This is a genomic window from Streptomyces sp. NBC_00582 (assembly GCF_036345155.1).
In the GTDB taxonomy this organism is placed as follows: Bacteria; Actinomycetota; Actinomycetes; order Streptomycetales; family Streptomycetaceae; genus Streptomyces.
Genome location: NZ_CP107772.1, coordinates 10,469,217 through 10,491,753, shown reverse-complemented (window position 1 = coordinate 10,491,753; position 22,537 = coordinate 10,469,217). Strand labels below are relative to the sequence as shown.

The window sequence follows — 22,537 nt, the reverse complement described above, 5'->3', positions numbered from 1 at the left end:
TCGATCAGGTCTCCTGACGTACGCGGCGCCGCGCCGGCGGGACGGGGGGAGCCGCGTCCTCGGCGGGCACGATCTCGTTGCGGATGGTGCCGAGGCGGTCGATCGACATCTCCACCACGTCCCCGATCTGCAGGGGCGGGGGGTCGAGCGCGCCGGTGCGCCCCCAGGACTCGGCGAGCGAGCCCGAGGCGCAGGTGCCGGAGGCGAGCACCTCGCCGGCCTTCACCCACGACGCCCGCGACGCGTGCGCCACCATGTGCTCGAAGGACCAGCCCATGTGGCCGGACCGGTCTGATCCGACGCTCATCCCGTTGACCTTGACCGTCATCCCGAGGTCCAGAAAGCCGTCGCTGTCCCGGCAGCCGTCCAGTTCGTCGGGGGTGACGATCCAGGGACCGATCGTCGTCGCGAAGTCCTTGCCCTTGGAGGGGCCGAGCTTCAGCGTCATCTCCCGGCTCTGGATGTCCCGGGCCGACCAGTCGTTCATCACGCAGTAGCCGCCGATGGCCGCCCTGGCCTGCTCGGCGCTCGCGTTGCGGACGTCACGGCAGATCACGGCCGCGATCTCCAGCTCGAAGTCGAGGCGGGCGGTGTCGGGCGGCATCGCGATGCCGTCGTAGGGGCCGGTCACCGCGTGCGGTGCCATGAACAGGAAGACCGGGGCCTCGTACCAGGCCTCGGGCGGGCCGGGGTTTCCGTGGCCCCGTTCCATGCCGTCGACGTGCGCCTCGAAGGTGAGGAAGTCGCGCATCGCCACCGGGTAGACCGGCGGCAGCAGCACGAGATCCCTGAGGCGGATCCCGTCCGCCTGCGCGGCCGTGTCGGCCGCCGCCTCGCGGCTCGCGGCGTCCGCGGCGAGCATCGGCACCATCTCGGTGCCGGGCGGGAAGGGATGGATCCACCATTCCGATCCGTCGCCCACCACCAGCCCGACGTGGCGCACGCCGGGGGGCTCGGTGCGGCGACGGAAGGCAGCCAGCTTCACCGAGCCTCAGCCGATCGTCTCGTAGAACGCCCGCTCACGCTTCGCCAGCACGGGGATCGCCTGGCCGTGCCCGTACTCGGCGAAGTGCTCCGACGCGCCGTGCGCCTGGTACGCCGCCTCGTCGTCGTAGATCTCGAACAGGCGGAAGACGCCCGGCTCTTCGGGGCTCTCGTACGCCTGGTAGAAGCGGTTGCCCGGCTCCTGGCGCGAGGGCGGCGTGAGTTTCTCGATGGCATCCCGGACGACATCCTCCTGTCCCGGCTGCGCGGTCCAGATCGCCGTCACGACGTAGGCCATGGGTGACTCCTTCGAAGGGGCAGTGATTCGCGTGGGTCGCGAGTTCCCTCACAGTAGGACCGGTTCTCATCCCCTTCATAAGCGCTGGTGGCGATGGCAGGCATCACGCTCACGGGGGCCTTCGAGCAGCGATGCCAGGTATCAGTCGGTGCAGGGTTCTCCCCCCGGCCGACAGGGGTGAGTGTGTGACGCGTCACGCAGTCAAGGAAGGACCCCACATGCCCCATTCGCAGACTCGCCGCGTCCTGATCGTCGGTGGCGGCATCACGGGCGGAGTGCTCGCCCTCGCCCTGAGGAAGCGGGGCGTCGAGGTCGTACTGGTCGACCTGCGCACCGACCTCGGCGGCGTCGGCCACGGCATCACCTTGCAGGGCAACGCCCTCAAGGCCTTCAGGTCGGTGGGCATCTACGACCGGCTCGCCGCGCACGCCTACGCCTTCGACAAGGTACGCCTGCGCCACGCCGACGGCACCCTCCTGACGGAGATCGACACCCCGGCGATGGGCGGCGCCGAACTACCTCCCACCATGGGCGCGTTGCGTGGCGACCTCGCGGCCATCATCGCGGCCGACCTGCCGGCGGCAGGTGTCGACGTGCGGCTGGGCACCACCGTCGAGGACTTCGAGGACACCGGCGACGGCGTCACGGTCGAGCTGTCCGACGGCACCCGGGAGAGAGTCGACCTGCTGGTGGGCGCCGACGGCATCCGCTCCAAGGTCCGCGGGATGATCGGCATCACCGACCTCCCGACCCCGGTCGGGATGGGCATCTGGCGCACCGTGGCCCGCCGCCCGGAGGCCATGGACTGCTCCGAGCTGTACTACGGCGGTCCCAAGTTCAAGGCCGGCTACACCCCGATCTCCGACGAGCTCTGCTACGCCTTCCTCATCGAGGGCAACCTCGACCGCTCGTTCGTCGGGGAGGGCCCGAAGGGCGCCGTCCTCAAGGAGCGGGGCCAGGGCTACGGCGGCACCTGGGGCCAGGTGCGCGACGGCATCGCGGACGACGCGATAGTGAACTACCAGTGGATCGAGGCGATGCGGGTCGAGTCCCCGTGGTACCGCGGCCGTACGATCATCATCGGTGACGCGGCCCACGCGTGTCCACCGCTGATCGCGCAAGGGGCGGCGATGTGCGCCGAGGACGCCGTCGTGCTGGCGGAGATGCTCGCCGGCGGCGACAAGACCGACGACGTGCTGCCCGCGTTCATGGCCCGCCGCTTCCCCCGGGTGCGGATGGTCCTCGACAACAGCCTCCGGCTCGCCGAGTGGGAGATCCACCCCGACACCCCGGGCGCCGACCCTGGCGGGGTCATGGGCGAGACCCTGCACGCCGTGATGGAGGAGGCGTGAGCGCGCCCACGCCGCACTTCGACGGCGAACTCCTGCTGCGCGGCGACGCCGGCTTCGACGAGGCGGCCGTCGACCGGATCTTCAACCGGCGGCTGCCGGAACGCGTCCCGGCAGCCGTCCTGCGGGTCGCCGGCGAACGCGACATCGTCAACGGCGTCCAGCTGGCCCGCGAGCGCGGCTGGCAGGTGGCCGTCCGCTCCGGCGGCCACAGCTGGGCGCAGTGGTCGCTGCGCGAGGACGCCCTGGTGCTCGACCTCGGCGGCTTCAAGGAGATGTCGTACGACCCCGGGACCCAGGTCGTGCGGGCGACCCCGGCCGTGCGGGGCGGCCTGGAACTGGCGCCCTACCTCGCGGAGTACGGCCGCATCTTCCCGGGCGGCCACTGCCCGAGCGTGGGCCTCGGCGGCTTCCTGCTCCAGGGCGGCCAGGGCTGGAACGCCCGCGGCTGGGGCTGGGCCGCGGAGTACGTCACGGCCGTCGACGTCGTCACGGCCGACGGCGAGCTGGTCCGTGCCGACGCCGAGCACCACAGTGACCTGTACTGGGCCGCCCGCGGCGCGGGACCCGGCTTCCCCGGCATCGTCACCCGCTTCCACCTGCGGACCCTGCCCGAGCCGCGCCACCTCGCCCACACGGTGCAGGGCTTCGGACTGAGCGACTTCGACGAGGTCATGACGTGGCTGCACACCCTCCACGGCACCGTCGCCGACACGGTCGAGATCGTCGCCCTGACCAAGACCGACCCCCACCTCGGCGACGAGCCCGTGCTCCTGGTGACCGCCGTGGCGATGGTCGACGACGCCGACGAGGCCGACCGGGCGCTCGCCCCGTTCCGCACGAACCCGGCCCTGGCGCGGGCCCTGTTCGTCGTCGACAACGAACCGACCACGTTCGAGCGCGAGCGGGAGCACCAGCTCGCCGCGAACCCGGAGGGCCACCGCTGGGCGGTCGACAACGCCTGGATCTCCGGATCACCCGCGGACGTCGTCGGGGCCGCGCGCCGCGTCTACACCACCCTGCCCACCGCGAAGTCGTTCACGATCTGGTTCAGCATGGCGCCGCTGCGTGAACTGCCCGACATGGCGTTCTCGCTGCAGAGCGAGATCTACCTCGCCAGCTACGTGCTGTGGGAGGACGAGGAGGAGGACGCGCGGAACCAGGCGTGGCTCGCGGCCGCGATGGCCGAACTCCAGCCGGTCACCGTCGGCCAGTACCTCGGCGACTCCGACCTCGCCCGCCGCCAGCTGCGCTTCGTCTCCGACGCGTCGTGGGAACGCCTGCGGAAGATCATCGCCGTACGCGACCCGGACGGCCTGTTCGTCGGGTACCTCGCCGGCCCGGACGGCGCGGCCAACGCCAACCACTGGCAGGCGTAGCACGGCGGCCGGAGCCCACTGTGGGGGCTCCGGCCGCCGGTCAGGCGGCGCCGCGGGCCTGTGCGAGGTCGTCCCGCACGGTTCCGGTGGCCGCGAGCTCGTCGCGCACGGCGTCGAGGCGGCCGAACAGCCAGCGGTGCGCCGGGTCGGCCAGCCGGTCCTCGGCGAACCAGTAGTTCTCGGTCAGGAGCACCTGCCCGAACGGAGGCTCCACCGTGACCAGCCGGCTGGACGGGCGTATCAGCATGCACGCGAGCCTCTCCGGCACGACCGCCACCATCTCGGTCCCCTCGATCACGAACGGCAGCGGAAGATAGCCGTGGACCTGCAACGCCACCCGGCGCTCGATGCGCAGCTCGCCGAAGATCCGCTCGTCCGCCGTGACGGCACCCGGCCCGTAGGACGAGATCGCGTGCGGCAGTGCGGCGAGATCGTCCAGGGACAGGCAGCCGTCGCTCAGCCGGGGGTTGCCACGGTCGGCGATGACGACCAGACGGTCCGTCCACACCGGGCGCGACATGCCCGGAAAGCCGTGGCCCGTCGGCACGATCAGCACGTCGTTGTCGACCAGGATCCGGTCGGAGAAGGCGGCGTGGGCCTCGAGGTGGCTGATGTCGAGACGCACGCCGGGCGCCTCCGCCTCGACCAGACGCACCAGCGGCTCGTGCACCACGGCGATCGCGTAGTCGCTCATCGTCAGACGGAACGTGCGCCGGCTCCTGGCCGGGTCGAACTCGTCCTCAAGGTCCAGCGCGCAACTGATGAGCCGCACGGCCCGCTGTACCTCGGGCAGCAGGTCCTTGGCGAGGGGCGTGAGCTCGTACTCGCGGCCGTTGCGGACCAGGAGTTCGTCGTCGAAGCGCCGGCGCAGGCGGGCCAGCGCCGCGCTCATCGCGGGCTGCCCGACATCCAGCCGACGGCCGGCCCGCGTGACGCTCCCTTCCTCCAGCAACACCTTCAATGGGAGCAGCAGGTTGAGGTCGGTACTGCCGAGCGCCATTGCTCGCCCCTTTCTGGCCGACTGCCCGCCGCCTCCTGGAGGGGCGGGCAACGTATTCGCATATAGTCACCGCGACAGGGAGATGACGTAATTGGCTGTTCATGAGAATCATGTGAGGGAGCGGTTGCGGGAAGTCGACGCGAACCTTCTCCCGGCCCTGCACGCCCTGCTCGAGGAACGCAATCTCACGCGTGCCGGCGAGCGCATGACCATGAGCCAACCCGCCATGAGCGGCGCGCTCAACCGGCTGCGCAGACATTTCGGGGACGACCTCCTGATCCGCGACGGCCGGGGATTCCAGTTGACCCCGCTCGCCGCCCGGCTCCAGCCGGTGGTGGCCGAGGCACTCGAAGGCGCCGAGGCACTGCTGGGCAACGAGCGCGCGTTCGATGCCGCCAGGAGCAGGAAGCGGTTCAGTGTGACGATGTCGGAATACGCCATGACCGTTCTCGCCGAGCCGCTGACCCGGCTGCTCGCGCGGCACGCGCCGGGCTGCACGATCGCTCTGGACCCGCTCGATGTCCGCCGCGACCAGGTCGAGGCCCAGCTCATGCGCCGGGACCTCGTCATAGCACCGCTGGGCTACGAGTTTCCCGGACGCGTCCAGCCCGTCTTCACCGACGAGCTGGTCTGCCTGGTCTCGCGAGGCCACCCCCGGCTGCGTGACGGGGCACTGACCGCTGAGGACCTGCTGGAGATGCCGCACGCCGTCGCCGAGTTCGCCGCGGCCGGAGAGCACCTGCGCCCGCTGGAGATCGAACTCGGGAAGCTGGGCCTCGCGGACCGCACCGTGCTGGTGCGCGTGACCAGCCTGCTGCCCCTGCCTTTCGCGGTCGCCGGGACGGACATGTGCGCCTTCGTGCCGTCCCGGCTCGCGCGGCGCTGCCTCGACGTGCTCGACCTGGTGGTGGCGAGGACGCCGGTGGAGACGGTCCACATCACCGAGGCCGCCCACTGGCACCCGCGCCGGGAGAGCGACCCGGGCGTGGTCTGGCTGCGCAAGCTCCTGTACGACGTCGCGGTGGAGGTCGAGGACGCCGTCGCGTAGCCGGGACGGAACGGAGGTCAGTCGCGCGGTCCACCGTGCATGAGTCCTTCGAGACCGCCCGGCAGCGAGGCCGCGAGATCGTGCTCGAACTCGCCGTCCACGAGGACGAAGACGACGCGCGCCGTCACCGTCCCGCGGTTGGCCCAGGCGTGGTCGGTGCCCCGCTGCACCACGATGTCACCGGCGCGCAGTGTCACCTCGGAGTCGTCGAGGATGAGCGTGATCTCGCCGTCGAGGACGATCCCGTAGTCGATCGAGGCCGTACGGTGCACGGGCGACTGGAGTCCCGCCTCGTCGAGAAAGCCCGGCGCGAACTCGTTGACGCGGATCTTGGTGCCGTGCCGCGGGGGAGGTACCGCCAGGGGGCGCTCGGTCGGCTCGTCCGGCTCGACCCCGGTGATCCTCGCGGGCGCGCCCTCGGTGTTCCAGACCTCGTGGAAGGCGACGCCGTCCTCCGGGATCTCCCGGGTGACCGGCACCGGGGCGTCGCTCAGGACGACCGACACCCCGTCGGCGGTGTGGCCGGTGACCACCCGGCGGGGAACGGTGTAGTTGCTCATCGAGAGAATTCCTCCACGGTCATTCGCCGACGGTCCACGGTGAGGTGCTGCCCGCCGGCTGGATCTGCATGAGCCGGTGCTCGCCCTGGATCCTGCCGTCGAAGAAGCGGTACACCTCGGCGGTGCTCAGCACAGCGGGCACCGGCTTGCTGAGCGGGATGTAGGGCAGCGACGGGTCCCGGCCGACATTGGGGTCGAAGCTCGGGTCGCTGTCCGCGTTCTCCCGGCGGGACTGGTTGTCCAGCAGCATCGACTCCGGCACGAACGCGGTTTCGAGGATGGGGTACCACCAGTAGAAGCTGGGGTACGTGTGCCCGGGCACCATGCCGAGGCTGACGACGATGCCCTGCACCTCGTCGACCAGGATGCGGGCGTGGTCGTCTGCCGGGCGGTCGGCCATCAGGTCGCAGCCGAGGCCGATGAGCTCGGCGTGCCTCGACTTGTCCAGGAGCAGACTGGCGTAGCCCGGCTTGTCGTACTCCTTGGGCAGCGCGTGCTCGCGCTCGACGCGGGCGAACATCTCCTTGGTCGCCCATGGCAGCAGCTCGCGCATCTTCTCGACGGTGATGTCGCCCATGACGCGCTCGCCGTTCTCGACCAGGTACCCCTCCTGGGAGGTCTCCGGGGTGCCGAGTCCGGGGTCGAAGACGCACCGGGCGATCTCGGTGAGCCGCTCCCGCGACGCCTTCTGCGCGTCGGGGACGGAGGCTGTCCACTCCTTCGGCATGTTGCGCAGCCCGGTGGGGTCGAACATGAACCCCGAGTCGCCGTTGGACCGGCACATGTACAGTTCGATCTCGGTGATCAGCTCGTCCTCGGCCTTCAGCCGCCCCCACAGGAGAGCGGGCACGCCGCCCTCGTCGACCTCGGCGGTCACGAACACCTGCTGCGCCGGGGTGTCGATCACGTACTGGAAGTCGGCCGGTGCCCTGTAGCCGGTGACGGTGCGCCAGATGTCGGCCATCCCCGGCGACGACGGCCCGTTGTTCTTCGTCATGGCATACGTTCGCGCCAGCGGCAGCAGCGTGGCGTCGCGCTTCGCCATCGACTCCAGCAACAGGTCGGCCAGACTCTTCAGTCTCTCGCGGTCGAGTGTGGGCATGGGTCCCGTCTCCAATCACCGTGTGTCACGTGACAGTCAGCCGCAGCCACGTGGCACCGGCAACCCTCCCGGCCATCACCAGCACCGATCTCAAACATCGCGCGACGCGTCTGGCCCGACGGCGCGCGGTGAGGTTTGCAGGGGCCGTCGCAGCGGCCCTCGGCCGGCAGACGCGGCGTCCCGTCCGGCGGTCCCGACCCGGGGGGGCACGTCGACCGCCGCGGCGACCGCGGTTCCCGGGCCGTGGCGAGCCGGACCGGCCGTACCCGCGCCGAGGACGTCGTCGAACAGTTCGAGGCCCAGCCCCCAAGCCCGCGACGCCGTCCCAGGCCCGCACGACGCAGCCGACCCAGGGAAAACCGATTAGATGTCGCGCGAGCCGAGGCGTCCCGCTGGACACGTGAGCCCGGTTGCGCCGCGCGTCGGCACGCAGGGAACGCCGTACTCGGCCGTCGCGCGCTCTTCCGTCCCCGCAGGGAGGGCGGAGCGGCGACCCTGCTCGGCTGCCTCGCACAGACCGGCATCAGCCGGCGGTCTCCGCCACTGCCGTCCGCAAAGCGGAAATTAACCCGGCTCACAGCGGGTTCCCAGCCTTCTTCCCGGATCCCCCCAGCCGGGGCGGCCATGCTCTCGGCTGGCTCCCACTTCCGTACGACGAGCCGGAGGCCGAGGTCATCGCCTCCCTGCGCTGGACGTGCGGCCCTGCCCGGGTGTGGGAGCTTCCCGCCGTTCCCCCCACGAACGAGGAATCCATGACCCAGACGTCCAGTCGGGCTCGCACCGTCGGTGAATTCGAACCGGCCGCGCGGCCCGGCCCACTCGACGCGGCCCTGCGCACGGTCGAGATCGTCATCCCCGTGTACAACGAAGAGCATTCCCTGCCGGGTTGTGTGCGCACCCTGCATGCGCGGCTGCACGAGCGGTTTCCGTTCCCTTGGCGCATCACCGTCGCGAACAACGCCAGCACCGACCGCACCCTGGAGGTGGCCCGCGCGCTGGCCGCCGAGTTGTCCGGGGTGAGCGTGGTCCACCTCGACCGCAAGGGGCGCGGGCTCGCCCTGCGCACCGTGTGGGGCGCGAGTGAGGCAGACATCGTCGTCTACATGGACGTCGACCTGTCCACCGGCCTTGACGGGCTGCTGCCCCTCGTCGCCCCGTTGGCCAGCGGCCACTCCGACCTCGCCATCGGCAGCCGGCTCGCGCCGGGCGCGCGTACCGTGCGCGGGCCGCGCCGGGAGTTCGTGTCGCGCTGCTACAACCGTCTGATCCGGCTGACCCACGGGGCCCGGTTCAGCGACGCGCAGTGCGGGTTCAAGGCCGCCCGCACCGAGATACTCCGGCCGCTGCTGGAGAAGACCCAAGACGACGCCTGGTTCTTCGACACCGAACTGCTGCTGCTCGCCGAGCACAACGGACTGCGCATCCACGAGGTACCCGTCGACTGGGTGGAGGACATCGACACCCGGGTCGACGTGGTCAGCACCGCCGCCGAGGACCTGCGCGGGCTGTGGCGCATGGCCCGGCTGAAGTCCTCGGGCGCCGCCCGCATACCGCTGCCGAGGCGCCCCCGGCCGGCCGCCGAGCACCCGGACGCGGTGCTGGCCCCCGACTCGGGGCGCTCCCGGCTGACCTGGGAAACCGGCTGCTTCATCGCGATCGGCATCGTCTCGACACTCGGCCAGGCACTGCTGTACTGGCTGCTGCGCGGTTGGTGGCCGCCGGCCCTGGCGAACCTCGTCTCCCTGCTGGTGCTCACCGTCGTCAACACCGAGGCCAACCGCCGCCTCACGTTCCGCTGGTCACGGACCGGGGTCGGGCGTGCGCACCTGGGCGCGGGCGCGTTGTTCGTCGTCGGGTATCTCGTCACCTCCGGCGCCGTGCTCCTGTTCCGCGAAAGCCGGCCGCACACCTCTGCCGCCGCCGAAACGCTGGTGCTCGTGTCAGCGTCGGTCGTGGTCACCGCGCTGCGGTTCCTGGTGCTGCGCCTGGCCGTCTTCCGCGGCCGAACGTCCTGATCCCCCACGCCCACACACACAGACGGAGAGTGCCCCCGATCATGACCGACACATCCCAGCAGTCGCCGCCCGAGTCGCACACCACGGCGCCCCCCGCCCTCGGTGGCCGCCCGCTGCCCCTCTGGGCCGCTCCCGCCGCGCTCGGCGCCATCCTGCTGCTGGCCGCCCTGCTGTACGGCTGGGCCCTGGGCTCGCTCGGCTGGGGAAACAGCTTCTACTCGGCCGCCGTGAAGTCCATGGGCCGCAGCTGGACGAACTTCCTCTTCGGCGCCTACGACCCGGCCGGCGTCATCACCGTCGACAAGCCCCCGGCGGCCCTGTGGCCGCAGGTGATCAGCACGAAGATCTTCGGCCTGCACGGCTGGGCGATGATCCTGCCGCAGCTCCTGGAGGGCGTCGCCGGCGTCTTCGTGCTGCACCGGACGGTGCGCCGCTGGGCGGGTGAGGGCGCCGGCCTGCTCGCCGCGCTGGTCATGACGCTCACCCCCATCACGGTGGCGATCAACCGGGACAACAACCCGGACACCCTGCTGGTGCTGACCCTGGTGACGGCCGCGTACGCGCTGACCCGTGCCCTTCAGGCGTCGTCGGACCGTTCGGCGCTGCTGTGGCTGTCGGGCAGCGGTTTCCTGATCGGAGTCGGCTTCCTGACGAAGATGCTGGCCGCCTGGATGGTGGTCCCGGCGTTCGCCGCGGCCTGGCTGGTGGGCGCTTCGGGGCCGTTCCTCAGGCGGCTGTGGCGGCTGCTGGCCGCGGGGGCGGTGCTGGCGGTGTCGTCCCTGTGGTGGGTGGCCATGGTCGCTGTGTGGCCGGGTGAGCGGCCCTACATCGGCGGCAGCGAGGACGGCTCGGCCTGGAACCTGGTCGTCGGCTACAACGGGCTGGGCCGCGTCTTCGGCGAGAACGGCTCGGGTGGCGGCTTCGGCGGTGGCGGGATCTCCTTCGGAGGCGCGGCCGGTCTGGGGCGGCTGTTCAACGACCAGGTCGGCGGGCAGATCAGTTGGCTGCTGCCGCTGTGCGCGGTGGCGCTGGGCGTCGCGGTGACGGTCGCGGTACGGCGCCGCCGTGGCCGGGGTGACACGGGCGAACCGCTCGCCGCGTCCGGCTGGATCCTGTGGGGCACCTGGCTGGTGGTCTGCGGGCTGGTGTTCTCCACGCAGGAAGGCATCTTCCACCCGTACTACACCACCGAGTTGACCCCGGCGATCGCCGCCCTCACTGCAGGTCTGGTGACCGCGCTCGCAAGGGCGCACCGGGCCGGTGCGCGCTGGGCGATCCCGACCGGGGCGATGACCGTGATGGTCACGATGGTCTGGGCGGTCGTCGTGATCCGGCGGACGCCGTCCTGGCACGGCTGGCTGGCCTGGCTCGTGCTTGTGGTGGGCATCGGCGCGGCGGCTCTTCTGGGGTTGTCCGGCCTACGGCGGCGTCTGCTGCCCACGGCGCTGGGCGGCGCGGTGCTCGCGGTGCTGCTCGCGCCCGCGGCATGGTCGGTCAGCGTGCCCGGTTCCACGTCCGCGATGGGAGGAACGAACCCGACGGCTGGGCCCCTGACGGGTATGGGCTTCGGCTCGGGTTCCCTGCCCCGGGGCGGCAGCGGCTCCGGTGACTTCGAAATGCCCGAGGGCTTCGGCGGGAACGGCAACGGCGGATCGGGACAGCTGCCGAGCGACGGCGCGAGCGGCATGCCGCAGGGCATGCCCACGCAGATGCCGGGCGGGAGCGCCGGCGGCGGCTCGGGACAGCTGCCCGAAGGGATGCCCAGCGGGCTGCCGGAAGGAATGGAGGGTTTCCCGGGCACCGGCGGCGGAAGCGGTTCCGGCGGCGGCAACGGCGCTTCCCGCGGCATGGGCGGGTTCGGCGGCATGGGCGGGTTCGGCGGCGACTCGGCCCTCACCTCCGAACAGCGCAAGATCCTCGACTACGCCGTCGAGCACTCGGGCAAGGCGCGGATCAAGCTCGCCGTCGAGGGCGGCGCCAACGCCACCTCCTCCTACATCCTGAACAGCGACGCCGTGGTCATCGGCATGGGCGGCTTCATGGGCACCGACAACGCCCCTTCGGTGAACCAGCTGCGGACCTGGACGAGCAAGGGTGAGCTGCGCTACGTCCTCGGCTCGGGCTCGGGCGGCGGCCCGATGGGGTCCGGCGGCAGTGCCTCCGCACGCTCCCAGTGGATCAGCGAGAACTGCACCGAGGTGCCCGCCTCCGCCTACGGCGGCAGCGGCTCCTCGGGCGGCTCCTCAGGTTCCGCGGGCATGATGGGCGGCGAGACGACCTTGTACGACTGCGCTGCCATGAGCACCACGAAGTAGGCGGCAGAATGGACGACAGCCCCCCATGTCAGAAGCACCCGCTGCCCGCGGCCCGCGCCGCATCCTCGTCGTCGAGGACGACCCGGGCATCCGCACCCTGCTGGAGACGGCGCTGCGGCTGTCCGGCTACGAGGTGAGCAGCGCGGCCACGGGCCGGGACGCCCTGCTGGAGGCCGAGCGGTTCGCGCCCGCTCTGCTGGTCCTGGACGTGATGCTGCCCGACCTCGACGGCTTCGAACTCACCCGCACCCTGCGGGCGGCGGGCGTGACCACACCGGTGCTGTTCCTGACCGCCCGCGCGGACGTCGACGACCGGCTCGCCGGCCTGCGCGCGGGCGGCGACGACTACGTCGCGAAGCCGTTCAGCATCGAAGAGGTGGTGCTGCGGATCGGCGCCGTGCTGCGTCGTACGGACCCCGAGGGTGCCTGCGACGAGCCCGGCGCCGCGCCCGGCGTCCTGCGCTACGCCGACCTGGAACTCGACGAGGACGCGCACGAGGTCTATCGGGCGGGCATCTACGTCCCCCTGTCCCCCACCGAGTTCAGGCTGCTCTCCTTCCTGATGGCCAACGCGGGCCGCGTGGTCGGCAAGGCCATGATCCTGGAGCGGGTGTGGGGCTACGACTTCTCGGGTGACGCCCGCATCATCGAGACGTACGTGAAGTACCTGCGCCGGAAGATCGACGCCATCGACCCGCCGCTGATCCACACTCAGCGGGGCGTGGGCTACTGCCTGCGACTGCCCCGCGACCGCACGGCCCGGACCGACGGGTGAGTCGGCGTCACCTCCTGCGCACGGTGCGGCCCAGGTCGTTGCGCGGCCGGCTGGTGTGGGGCGCCGCGCTGCTGGCCACGGTCGCGGTGCTGACGGCGCAGGCCATCGGCTTCTTCGTGGTGCGGTCCTGGCTGCTGGACCGGGTGGACGGCCAGCTCCGGGACTTTCTCCTGCCCGACCATGCCTACTCCCGGACCGTCGGCCCCGGACCCGTGCCACCGCCCGCCCCGGGCTCCGTGACCCTGCCGTCCGACTTCCGGGTCACCTTCTACGACGCCCGGGGTGACCAGCACGGAACCCTGGGCGGAGGCAGCACTCCCGGACCGGACCTTCCGTCCTCGATCGGCCGGCTCGGGCTGTCCCCGGGAGAGCCCGCAACTGTCGGCTCCGTCTCCGGGGACGAGCGATGGCGGGTGCTGGTCAAATCCGGATCCGACAGGACCTCGTACGTGGTGGCGCTCCCCCTGAACACGGTGGACGGGGCCGCCGCGAAGATGCTCTGGCTGAACGCGATCGTGCTGGCCGCCACGGCCACCGGCCTGGTGGTGCTCGGCCGCTGGGCCGTACGGATCGGTCTGCTCCCGCTGACCCGCATGGAACACACCGCGCAGGACATCACCGCCCACGACCTGAACCTGCGCCTGCCGGACACCGATCCGCGGACCGAGACCGGGCGGCTGAGCACCGTACTGAACACCATGCTGGACCGACTCCAGCGGGCCCTGCGGGAACGTGAGTCCTCCGAGGCACGGCTGCGCCGGTTCGTCGCGGACGCGGGGCACGAACTGCGGACACCGTTGACGACGATCCAGGGATTCGCCGAACTGGCGTTGCGGCACCAGGACCGGCCCGCGTCGGCGCGGCGGGAGGCCGACCGGCTCATCGCACAGAACGCCGAGCGGATGAGTCTGCTTGTCGACGACCTGCTTCTCCTGGCCAAGCTGGACCAGGAACCCGTGTACGCGACGGAGCGTGTGGACCTGCTCTCGCTGGCCGCCGACGCCGTGAGCGCCGTGGCGCCGCAGAGCCCGGGGCACCGGATCGGGCTGGAGCCGCTGGACGGCGGTCAGGGCGAACTGGAACCGGCCGAGACGACCGGCGATCCGCACCGGTTGCGGCAGGTCGTCACCAATCTGCTGACCAACGCCGTCACCCACACTCCACCCCGAACGACCGTACGGGTCCGCGTCGGCACCGCCCGCGCTGACACCGACTCCGGCGGACGGGACCGGCCCGGCCGCAGCGCCTCGGGACCACCTCTGGCGGAAGGCACCCCGATCTGTGTGGTCGAGGTGATCGACGACGGTCCCGGCATCGGCCCCGAGGCCGCCGACCGGGTCTTCGAACGCCTTTACCGGGCCGACCCCTCCCGCTCCCGCGACCAAGGCGGCTCCGGCCTCGGCCTGGCCATCGCGAGCACGATCACCCAAGGCCACGGCGGCCGCCTCGAACTGGAGACCCGGCCCGCACAGGGCTGCGTGTTCCGTTGCGTCCTGCCCTGCGGTTAGGCGCTGTTTCTCGGATCTCCCTCCCCGGGTGGAATGTTGGGGGCAGGCTGACTCCATGGGACGTGGAGACCTGACGAATGCGGAGTGGGATCGGCTGGAGTCGTTCTTACCTCGCGGTGGTGCACGTGGGGGCCGGTGGAGCGATCACCGACGGGTGATCAACGGGGTGCTCTACCGGGTCCGGACGGGGGTGCAGTGGCGGGATCTTCCGGAGCGGTTCGGGCCGTGGGAGACGGTCTACAAACGCCATCGCCGCTGGTCGGCGGACGGGACCTGGCAGATGCTCCTGTCGAAGGTGCAGTCTGCCGAGGACGCCGCCGGCCGGATCGACTGGGACATTTCCGTGGACTCCACGGCAGTGCGGGCTCACCAGCACGCCGCTGGCGCAAGGAACGCACCGCCCGCCGCGGTGCCTCAAAAGGGGGTCCACCCGCGGACGAACCAGGTCGATCCGGCGCTTCGGAAACTAGCCGTCCGACTGGAGGAGGTGCTCAGATCCGCGAGTGCCTGGGACGCTCCCGCGGCGGCTTCACCACCAAGATCCATCTCGCAGCCGACGGACGATGCCGGCCGCTCGCCTTCCTCCTGACACCCGGACACTACGGAGACGGCCCCCAACTCCGCCTCGTGCTGGAGCGGTTGTCCGTGCCTCGCATCGGAGTGGGCCGACCTCGCACCCGGCCCGACCATGTGCTGGCCGACAAGGCGTACACGTCCCGCGAAAACCGTCACTACCTGCGACGACGCGGCATATCCCACACCATCCCCGAACGCCTCGACCAACGCAGACACCGACGAAACCGCGGTTCCCAAGGCGGCCGCCCCACCGGATTCGACCGTGAGCGCTACAAGAAACGCAACACCGTCGAGCGGGCCATCAACCGACTGAAAGGCTTCCGCGCCGTCGCCACACGCTACGAGAAACGGGCCTATATCTATCTCGGCACCGTCACCCTCGCAGCCCTCACGATCTGGCTCCGCACATGATCCAAGAAACAGTGCCTAGATGTATTGACCCGCAGGGTTGTTGACTCGGGTGATGGGTGGCTGGCCTCCGAGTGCGGTGTGGCAGCGATGGTAGTTGTAGGTGTGGAGGAAGTCGGCCAGGGCTGCGGTGCGTTCGTCGTTGCTGGTGAAAGGCCGCAGGTAGGCCCACTCGTCGAGCAGGGTGCGGTTGAAGCGTTCGACCTTGCCGTTGGTCTGCGGGCGGTAGGCGCGAGTCAGCTTGCCGGTCGCGCCGATCTCGATGAGCACCTGCTTCCAGGCCAGGCCCTTGCGGTAGGCCCAGGCGTTGTCGGTGAGCACGCGTTCGATGCGGGTGATGCCGTGGGCGTGGAAGAAGGCGGCCGCGCGGGTGAGGAAGCCGGCGCAGGTGGCGACTTTCTCGTCGCGGTGGATCTCGCTGTAGGCGAGGCGGCTGTGGTCGTCGATGGCTGAGTGGACGTAGTCGAAGCCCACGCTGCTGCGGCGGGCGCGGCCGGCCTGGCGGCCCAGGACCTTGTGGCCGCCGCCGTCGGGGATGCGGCCGAGTTTCTTGACGTCGACGTGGATGAGTTCGCCGGGTCGGTCGCGTTCGTAGCGGCGGATGACCTGGCCGGTGGGCCGGTCGAGGAAGGCAAGCCGGTTCAGGCCGTGGCGGACCAGGATGCGGTGCACGGTCGAGGCGGGCAGTCCCAGGACGGGGCCGAGGCGGGCGGGGCCGAGTTTGCGGTCCTGGCGCAGCCGGCACACCCGGGCCTCCACGGCTGCCGCCGTGCGGTGGGGTGTCGTCAGTGGACGGCTGGGGCGGTCGTGCAGCCCCTGTTCGCCCTCCGCTTGCCAGCGGCGCATCCACTTGTGGGCCGTGACACGTGAGATGCCCATCTCGGCCGCGACATGCGCGACGGGGCGGCCCGAACGGACACGCTCGACGAGCAGCCGCCTGCCGTGAACGGTCAGCCGGGCATTACGGTGGGACACGAAGACCTCCGTGCGGTGTGTTCTTAGACAGCTCCACCACATCGGAGGTCTTCGCCATGTTCAAGACCCGCCAGTGTCAACAACGCTCGTGATCAATACACCTAGAGCCTGTCCGGGGATCATGCCGGCGTCGCGCAGGCCGGGACGTCCAGCCGGCCGCCGTGAGCGGTCGCGATGGCCGACGCGATGGCCAGGCCGAGTCCCGAGCCAGGCTCGGCTTCGGCCGTGGCCGGCGGGTCGGCGCGGTAGAAGCGGCCGAAGACATCACGGGCGTCCTCCGGTCCAAGGCCCGTGCCGTCGTCGATGACCTCGATCACGCACACCTCGAGACCGGGCGGGACTACGGGCCCGGAGCTCGTCCTGCCGGGCACGTCGATGCCGCCGGCGCGCGGGTCGCACCGGGTGGCACCCACACGTACCCGGATCCGGCTGTCGGGCGGCGTGTGGGTACAGGCGTGGGACAGCAGATCGCCGACGACCTGCGCGAGCTGATGCGCGTCGCCGTCCACCTCGACGATGTCGAGAGCCCGGTCGACGGCGGGATCGGCCGGGGGGGGTGGTCCCCGAGCGGTTCCAGGGCGACGGCCCGGCGCGGATGTGACAGCGCCGCAGCGGTGATCGCGTCAGCGGCGAGAGAGAGCAGGTCGACCGCTTCGCGCAGCGGCCGTGGCGTCCCGCCGAGCTCGGCGAGGAGAAAGAGGCCGCCTCGTCGACGCCGGTGCGCGGGCCGCGCGGGAGGCGAAGTCCCGTTCGGCCTCCTGCTCCGTAGCGCCCGTGAGTGCGGCGGTGAGCCGGACGTTGCGGGAGATCGGCATCGACCTGTTCGCGGGCCCGACCGAGATCCTCGTCCCCGCGGACGGTACCACGGACCCGTTCGTGTGCGATGGGCGGCACGGCGCACGCGGTGTCAAGGCGATCCCAAAACGCCCTCGACGCGAACTGACAAGCCCCCGCCTGCCACCGCACACCAGATGGCAGACATGTCAATCGGTTATGCCCCCGAACCGCACACGTTCTTGTCCCCCGCTTTACCGGTCCATACGCTGCGGACGGTGACAGCACGGCCTGTCGATTGCGCGGCGTCGTCCTGGAACGTCCCGACTCCGAATGGCGGCTCGAACTACTCGCACGGCCCGGTTCTCGGCCCGGCCTGCGCGCTCCCCACCCGCTGGCCACGGCGCACACCGAGGGGTGCGGCCATTTCGCCGTCACACCCCCTGAACTCGGCCTCGAACTCATACAAGGCATCGACCGTACGGAAAGGGATTTCCCGTGAGTGAAACCGCCCCGACACCGAAAAGGCTCGACACCGGTACGCTCATCGCGTGCTGTCTCGCGGTCGCCGCCGCCCAGTTGGCCATCACGATTCCATCTCCGATCAACGGCAATATCACGACGGCATTCGGCGCGAACTCGGCCCAGATCGGCTGGGTGACGACCGCCTTCCTGCTGCCGACTGCCATTCTTGAGCTGAATTTCGGTGTCGTCGGCGACATGTTCGGGCGCAAGAAGCTCCTGGTACTCGGCGGAGCGGTCCTCGCTGCCGGTGAACTTCTCAATGTGACGGCCCAGTCGATCGAGATGCTCTGGGCCGGCCAGGTCATCGCCGGCCTCGGCGCGGCGATGCTCTTCCCCACCACCCTCGCCGTGCTCTCGGCCGCCACCCCGCAGCCCAAGGAACGCGCCAAGGTGGTGTCCCGTTGGGCTCTCTCCATCTCCGCCGCGTCGGCCGCGGGCCCGCTGTGGTCCGGTGTGATCGCCACCAAGGCGAACTGGCACTGGGCCTTCTCCCTGCCGGTGCTGCTCGGTGTCGTCACGGCTCTGCTGTCCTGGCGGCTGGTCACCGATTCGCGTGCGGCCGAGGGCCGCACGCTGGACTGGCCGGGGCAGATCACCGTCGCCGTCGGCCTGACCGCGCTACTGTGGGGCATCAATCAGGGCTCGGCCTCCGGGTGGGGCAGTGGCCTGTTCATCGGCGCGATGATCGTCGCCGTGGTGGGTCTCGCCGCGTTCGTCCGGGTCGAGCTGCGCTCCTCCGCGCCGATGTTCAACATGTCTCTGCTGCGGATTCCGTCGTTCGCGGCGGCCGCCGTGGTGGCCCTGTTCGGCATGCTGGGCTTCATCGGCACCGCGTACGTGGTGTCCATGCGGCTCGGCGCCGTGATGCATCTGAGCTCGCTGGAAGCCGGGATGCCGTTCGTGATCCTACAGCTCATCCCGCTGCTGCTCGCCCCGGTGCTCGGCCGGATGCTCAGCCAGGTGAACCCGCGCTGGCTGCTCGTCGGCGGTCTGCTGCCGATGGCGGCCGGCCAGTTCTGGATCAGCGCCCTCCCGATCACGACGACGTCCCTGAGCGCGTTCATCGGTCCGGTGCTGCTGCTCGGTGTCGGATTCATCTGTGTGGTCTCCTCCCTCACGGCCGCCGCGGTGAACGCGGTGCCGATCCACATGACCGGTATGGCGTCCGGCGCCACGTCGCTGGTGCGTGAGGCGGGCCAGGCCCTCGGCCCAGCCCTTGTCGGATCCATCGCGGCGGCTCTGGCCGCGGGACAGCTGTCCGGCAACCTCACGGGCGCCGATGCGGCGATCGAGAAGGCCGGTGGCGCGCTGGCCCTGTTCAACTCGCCGGACACGAGCGACGCCGCACGGCAGGCCGCGCTCGACGCGCTCGGTCACGGCTACTCCGTCGGCACGGTCGTGGCCGGCATCGCGTCCCTCGTCGGTGCGGCGGCCACACTGATCCTCGTACGGGGATCGGCGCCGCAGACGACGGCCGCCGAGGCCGCGGAGGAGGCCGCGGTCGCACGAGCGGACGGGTCGCGGGCAAGGTCGTGATCGTGTCGGGCGGAGCCCGCGGGATGGGCGCCGTGCATGCGCGGCGCCTCGCCGCCGAAGGCGCCCACGTGGTGATCGGCGACGTACTGACCGCCGAGGGTGAGGCGCTTGCAGGTGGACTCGGCGCCGATCATGCGACGTTCACCCCGCTCGACGTCACACGGGAGTCGGACTGGCTCACCGCCGTCACGGTGGCCGAGCGGGCGTACGGACGGGTGACCGGCCTCGTCAACAACGCCGGTATCGTCGTCGACGCCCCCATCGAGGAGCTGACGGAGGCGGACTACCGGCGCGTGGTGGACGTCAACCAGGTGGACACGTTCCTCGGTATGAAATCGGTGCTCGCCTCCATGCGCGCGGCGGGTGGCGGCTCCATCGTGAACGTCTCGTCGGCCGGCCTCGTGGGCCTGCCGGGCATCCTGCCGTACACGGCCTCCAAGTGGGCGATACGCGGGATGACGAAAACCGCGGCGGTGGAGTTCGCCCCGTACGGCATTCGCGTCAACTCGGTCCATCCGGGCCTGGTGGAGACCCCCATGACCGCGGCGAACCCCGCCGCGCTCGGTTCACCGAGAGGCTCGCCGACCTCGGGCTGCCGCTCGGCACGGCTGAGAGTGCCGGACAACATCGAGGCCGTACGGGGCGCGGAAGAGGCCGGTGCCGAGCTGGTGCTGCTGTCGTACCCGCCGAACTTCTACCCGGAGTCCGAGCAGGACGTCTACGACTACACCAAAGCCGTCTGCGACGCGACGAACCTCGGTGTCATGCTCTTCCCGATGTTCCTGTGGGGCTTCAGCACCCGCATCCACCCCTCCGACATCCCGGTACGGCTGATCCGCCGGCTCCTCGACGACTGCCCCAACATCGTCGCCATCAAGGCCGAGGGCGGGTTCCCCAGCATCCAGAGCGTCATCGAGTGCCACCGGCACTTCGGTGACGAGGTGGTCATCTCCATGCCCATCGAGGGCGAGCTGATCCCGCTGTCGCAGATCATGCCGCTCCAGTTCTCCGCCACCAGCGATCACGAGTACTACGGCCCCATGATCCCGCGCGCCTTCAACCTGCTGCGCGAGGGCAGGTTCGACGAGGCGGCCGACCTGTACTGGCGGCTCCACCCGGCCCGGAAGACCAAGGCGGGGCTGGCCGCCACGCTGAACGGCGGGGCGTTCATCAACCGGCAGGCGTGGAAGTTCCAGGGCTGGCTCCAGGGTTACAACGGCGGCCCGCTGCGCATGCCCACCCAGCGCATCCACGACCCCCAGATGACGGCCCTGCGCAAGGGGCTGCTCGACGCCGGCCTCGAACCCAGCATGGACCCGTTCCGCGAGTTCTTCATCGGCCGCAACCCGGCCTGAGGTTTCCCGATGCGCATCGCACGCTACGTACACGAAGGTCGCACGCAGGTCGGAGTTCTGGACGAGGTGGACCGTCTGCACCCGGTGCCTGACGCGACCGGCGTTCTGGACGTGACCGGGCCGGGTCCGGTGCCCGGGCCACACGTCTCCCAGGTGCGGCTCCTCGCGCCGCTCGACCCGCCGACCGTCCGGGACTTCGTCACCTTCGAGGAACACGTGGAAGGGGTACGCAAGTCCATCGACGGCGCCGCCGGGGTGGCGGACGCCTGGTACGACGCGCCCACCTTCTACTTCACCAATCCGTACGCCGTCATCGGCCCGTACGACGAGGTGCCCCTGCCCCCGGGTGCGGCCGTCCTCGACTTCGAGCTCGAGGTCGCCGCCGTGATCGACCGCGAGGGCCGGGACCTGACGCCCGAGCAGGCGCGCGCCCACATCGCCGGGTACACGGTCTTCAACGACTGGTCCGCGCGCGATCTGCAGGCCCGCGAGATGCGGGTCGGCCTCGGCCCGTGCAAGGGAAAGGACACGGCTGCCACGCTCGGCCCCTGGCTGGTCACCGCCGACGAACTGGAGCCGTACCGGGACGCGGAGGGGTTCCTGCGCCTGGCACTGCGGGCCGAGGTCAACGGCACTGTGGTCGGCGAGGACCTGCTGTCCAACATGAGCTGGACGTTCGAGGAGATGGTCGCCTACGCCTCGCGCGGCACGACCGTGCGCCCCGGCGACGTCCTCGGCTCCGGCACCTGCGGCAACGGCGGCTGCCTCGCCGAACTGTGGGGCCTGCGCGGCGAACAGACCCCGCCGCCCCTGAAGCAAGGCGACACCGTCACCCTCACGGTGCAGGGCCTGGGCACGGTGTCGAACACCGTCGTGCCGGGGCCGGAGCCGGTACCGCTGCCGCGGGCGCGGCGCCGCATGCGGGAGCGGCCGTGAGGCGCCTGGAGGGGAAGGTGGCCCTGATCTCCGGCACGGCCCGGGGCCAGGGCCGCGCCGCGGCCCTGCGGTTCGCCGCCGAGGGCGCGCTCGTGGTGGGCGGCGACCTGCGACACGACGGCGCGCTCGAAACCCGGCGCATGATCGCCGAGGCCGGTGGCAAGGCTCTGGTGCCGGGCCCGCTCGACGCGACGGACGAGGCCTCGGTACGCGACTGGGTGGCCGGTGCGGTCTCCGCGTACGGCGGTGTCGACATCCTGTACGCCAACGCCGGCGCGGTCCGCTTCGGCGCGATCGACCAGCAGTCGTACGCGGACTTCACGTTCACCCTGCGCGCCGAACTGGACTCGGTGTGGCTCGCGGCCCGAGCCGCCTGGCCACACCTGGTCCGCAGCCGCGGCTGCATCGTCACCGTCGGTTCCACGGCCGGTCTCGCCGGCTCCCTCACCAACCAGCGCACCGCGCACTCCGCCTCCAAGGGCGCGGTGATCGCCCTGGCCCGCCAACTCGCCGCAGAGGGCGCCCCACACGGGATCCGTGCCAACTGCGTCAGCCCCGGAATGATCGACACCGTGGCCACCCGCGGCGACCTGCTCGCCGACGACCACCCCATGCGCACCATCGCCGCGCACATCCCGCTCGGCCGCGTCGGAGTGCCGGACGACGTGGTGAACGCGGCGGTGTTCCTGGCCTCCGACGAGTCCACGTACATCACCGGCACGAACCTCGTCGTCGACGGCGGCTGGTCGACCGTCCTGCCGGGCGCAGCGCCTCATCAGAAGGATGACGCAGCACCGTGAACACACCTGGCCACCACGGGCATCGGTCCGCCGCCGACATTCAGCCGGATCGACGTCGCCGCGCCGATCCCGCCGGCCCTGCTGTGCTTGGTTCAGGGTTTCGCCGCGGGCGGTGAGAAGAGCCGACGCATCCCGTTCCTGCTCAGCGTCCTCCTCACGTTCTCCGGTCCGTGGGTGCGCCGCGCCCTGCCCGAGACCGCCGGCTTCCTGGCCGCGCCCGGTCAGGACACCGACCGCGCGCCGCGGTGTCGAAAATCCTTCGGATGGCCCTTCCCCGTGTCGATTTTCCAAGCTCGGCGGGCTGTGGCTGGCCCAGGAC

18 protein-coding genes and 1 pseudogene are annotated in these 22,537 nt (G+C 70.9%); 12 read left to right on the top strand and 7 right to left on the bottom strand.

What is annotated here, in order from left to right; genetic code table 11:
* Positions 1–4 precede the first annotated feature (4 nt).
* Together OG852_RS47765 and OG852_RS47760 are read right to left on the bottom strand one after the other, a co-directional pair.
* The gene (locus OG852_RS47765; protein ID WP_330351319.1) at positions 5–985 is read right to left on the bottom strand and encodes a fumarylacetoacetate hydrolase family protein; all 981 of its coding nucleotides are present in this window, start codon (positions 983–985) and stop codon (positions 5–7) included.
* 6 nt (positions 986–991) lie between these two features.
* Positions 992–1,282, bottom strand: coding sequence for a putative quinol monooxygenase (locus tag OG852_RS47760; RefSeq protein ID WP_330351318.1), 291 nt, complete (start codon positions 1,280–1,282; stop codon positions 992–994).
* Positions 1,283–1,500: 218 nt separating this feature from the next.
* Here OG852_RS47760 and OG852_RS47755 point away from each other — a divergent pair, with 218 nt between their 5' ends.
* Entirely contained in the window at positions 1,501–2,634 is a 1,134-nt protein-coding gene (locus OG852_RS47755) for an FAD-dependent monooxygenase (protein WP_330351317.1), read from the top strand.
* Positions 2,631–4,010 carry an FAD-binding oxidoreductase gene (locus OG852_RS47750; protein ID WP_330351316.1) on the top strand — a complete coding sequence of 460 codons (1,380 nt, stop codon included), beginning with the start codon at positions 2,631–2,633 and terminating at the stop codon, positions 4,008–4,010. Before OG852_RS47755 ends, OG852_RS47750 begins: the two co-directional genes overlap by 4 nt.
* A 40-nt stretch (positions 4,011–4,050) precedes the next feature.
* On the opposite strand, the gene OG852_RS47745 is transcribed toward OG852_RS47750, so the two are convergent.
* Complete coding sequence (locus OG852_RS47745) at positions 4,051–5,010, bottom strand: LysR family transcriptional regulator (RefSeq protein WP_330351315.1); 960 nt, start codon at positions 5,008–5,010, stop codon at positions 4,051–4,053.
* A 124-nt stretch (positions 5,011–5,134) separates the two neighbouring features.
* Here OG852_RS47745 and OG852_RS47740 point away from each other — a divergent pair, with 124 nt between their 5' ends.
* On the top strand, positions 5,135–6,058 hold the full coding sequence (locus tag OG852_RS47740; protein WP_330351314.1) for a LysR family transcriptional regulator: 924 nt from the start codon (positions 5,135–5,137) through the stop codon (positions 6,056–6,058).
* A 17-nt stretch (positions 6,059–6,075) separates the two neighbouring features.
* Here the strand turns inward: OG852_RS47740 and OG852_RS47735 are convergent, their stop codons facing one another.
* The gene (locus OG852_RS47735) at positions 6,076–6,618 is read right to left on the bottom strand and encodes a cupin domain-containing protein (protein ID WP_330351313.1); all 543 of its coding nucleotides are present in this window, start codon (positions 6,616–6,618) and stop codon (positions 6,076–6,078) included.
* Between the two features lie 19 nt (positions 6,619–6,637).
* Complete coding sequence (locus OG852_RS47730) at positions 6,638–7,720, bottom strand: hypothetical protein (protein WP_330351312.1); 1,083 nt, start codon at positions 7,718–7,720, stop codon at positions 6,638–6,640.
* Between the two features lie 752 nt (positions 7,721–8,472).
* On the opposite strand from OG852_RS47730, the gene OG852_RS47725 reads away from it, so the two are divergent.
* From OG852_RS47725 to OG852_RS47705, 5 genes and pseudogenes are all read left to right on the top strand, one after another.
* Entirely contained in the window at positions 8,473–9,735 is a 1,263-nt protein-coding gene (locus tag OG852_RS47725) for a glycosyltransferase (RefSeq protein ID WP_330351311.1), read from the top strand.
* A 41-nt stretch (positions 9,736–9,776) separates the two neighbouring features.
* Positions 9,777–12,050 (top strand): glycosyltransferase family 39 protein, encoded by a 2,274-nt coding sequence (locus OG852_RS47720; RefSeq protein ID WP_330351310.1) that lies wholly within the window; start codon positions 9,777–9,779, stop codon positions 12,048–12,050.
* 25 nt (positions 12,051–12,075) lie between these two features.
* Positions 12,076–12,825: a response regulator transcription factor gene (locus tag OG852_RS47715; RefSeq protein ID WP_330351309.1), complete on the top strand. Its 750-nt coding sequence runs from the start codon at positions 12,076–12,078 to the stop codon at positions 12,823–12,825.
* Positions 12,822–14,333, top strand: a complete 1,512-nt coding sequence (locus tag OG852_RS47710; protein ID WP_330351308.1) for a sensor histidine kinase — start codon at positions 12,822–12,824, stop codon at positions 14,331–14,333. The genes OG852_RS47715 and OG852_RS47710 overlap by 4 nt, the downstream gene beginning before the upstream one ends.
* 55 nt (positions 14,334–14,388) lie before the next feature.
* Positions 14,389–15,320, top strand: a pseudogene (locus OG852_RS47705) (IS5 family transposase).
* A 15-nt stretch (positions 15,321–15,335) separates the two neighbouring features.
* Here OG852_RS47705 and OG852_RS47700 read toward each other — a convergent pair.
* Together OG852_RS47700 and OG852_RS47695 are read right to left on the bottom strand one after the other, a co-directional pair.
* Entirely contained in the window at positions 15,336–16,292 is a 957-nt protein-coding gene (locus tag OG852_RS47700) for an IS481 family transposase (RefSeq protein ID WP_330351307.1), read from the bottom strand.
* A gap of 119 nt (positions 16,293–16,411) precedes the next feature.
* Positions 16,412–16,801, bottom strand: coding sequence for a sensor histidine kinase (locus OG852_RS47695; RefSeq protein WP_330351306.1), 390 nt, complete (start codon positions 16,799–16,801; stop codon positions 16,412–16,414).
* 763 nt (positions 16,802–17,564) lie between these two features.
* On the opposite strand from OG852_RS47695, the gene OG852_RS47690 reads away from it, so the two are divergent.
* The 4 genes from OG852_RS47690 to OG852_RS47675 are packed head-to-tail and all read left to right on the top strand — an operon-like array spanning position 17,565 to position 22,218.
* On the top strand, positions 17,565–19,127 hold the full coding sequence (locus OG852_RS47690) for an MFS transporter (protein WP_330351305.1): 1,563 nt from the start codon (positions 17,565–17,567) through the stop codon (positions 19,125–19,127).
* 23 nt (positions 19,128–19,150) lie between these two features.
* Entirely contained in the window at positions 19,151–20,482 is a 1,332-nt protein-coding gene (locus OG852_RS47685; protein ID WP_330351304.1) for an SDR family NAD(P)-dependent oxidoreductase, read from the top strand.
* 9 nt (positions 20,483–20,491) lie between these two features.
* On the top strand, positions 20,492–21,418 hold the full coding sequence (locus tag OG852_RS47680) for a fumarylacetoacetate hydrolase family protein (RefSeq protein ID WP_330351303.1): 927 nt from the start codon (positions 20,492–20,494) through the stop codon (positions 21,416–21,418).
* A complete protein-coding gene (locus tag OG852_RS47675) occupies positions 21,415–22,218 on the top strand; it encodes an SDR family NAD(P)-dependent oxidoreductase (protein WP_330351302.1) in 804 nt (267 codons plus the stop codon). Before OG852_RS47680 ends, OG852_RS47675 begins: the two co-directional genes overlap by 4 nt.
* Positions 22,219–22,537 lie beyond the last annotated feature (319 nt).

Bases quoted from the DNA above. Each gene is read 5' to 3' on its own strand.
- OG852_RS47735 (WP_330351313.1), bottom strand. From the start codon at position 6,618: ATGAGCAACTACACCGTTCCCCGCCGGGTGGTCACCGGCCACACCGCC.
- OG852_RS47730 (WP_330351312.1), bottom strand. From the start codon at position 7,720: ATGCCCACACTCGACCGCGAGAGACTGAAGAGTCTGGCCGACCTGTTG.
- OG852_RS47760 (WP_330351318.1), bottom strand. From the start codon at position 1,282: ATGGCCTACGTCGTGACGGCGATCTGGACCGCGCAGCCGGGACAGGAG.
- OG852_RS47715 (WP_330351309.1), top strand. From the start codon at position 12,076: ATGTCAGAAGCACCCGCTGCCCGCGGCCCGCGCCGCATCCTCGTCGTC.
- OG852_RS47745 (WP_330351315.1), bottom strand. From the start codon at position 5,010: ATGGCGCTCGGCAGTACCGACCTCAACCTGCTGCTCCCATTGAAGGTG.
- OG852_RS47720 (WP_330351310.1), top strand. From the start codon at position 9,777: ATGACCGACACATCCCAGCAGTCGCCGCCCGAGTCGCACACCACGGCG.
- OG852_RS47755 (WP_330351317.1), top strand. From the start codon at position 1,501: ATGCCCCATTCGCAGACTCGCCGCGTCCTGATCGTCGGTGGCGGCATC.
- OG852_RS47680 (WP_330351303.1), top strand. From the start codon at position 20,492: ATGCGCATCGCACGCTACGTACACGAAGGTCGCACGCAGGTCGGAGTT.
- OG852_RS47685 (WP_330351304.1), top strand. From the start codon at position 19,151: ATGGGCGCCGTGCATGCGCGGCGCCTCGCCGCCGAAGGCGCCCACGTG.
- OG852_RS47725 (WP_330351311.1), top strand. From the start codon at position 8,473: ATGACCCAGACGTCCAGTCGGGCTCGCACCGTCGGTGAATTCGAACCG.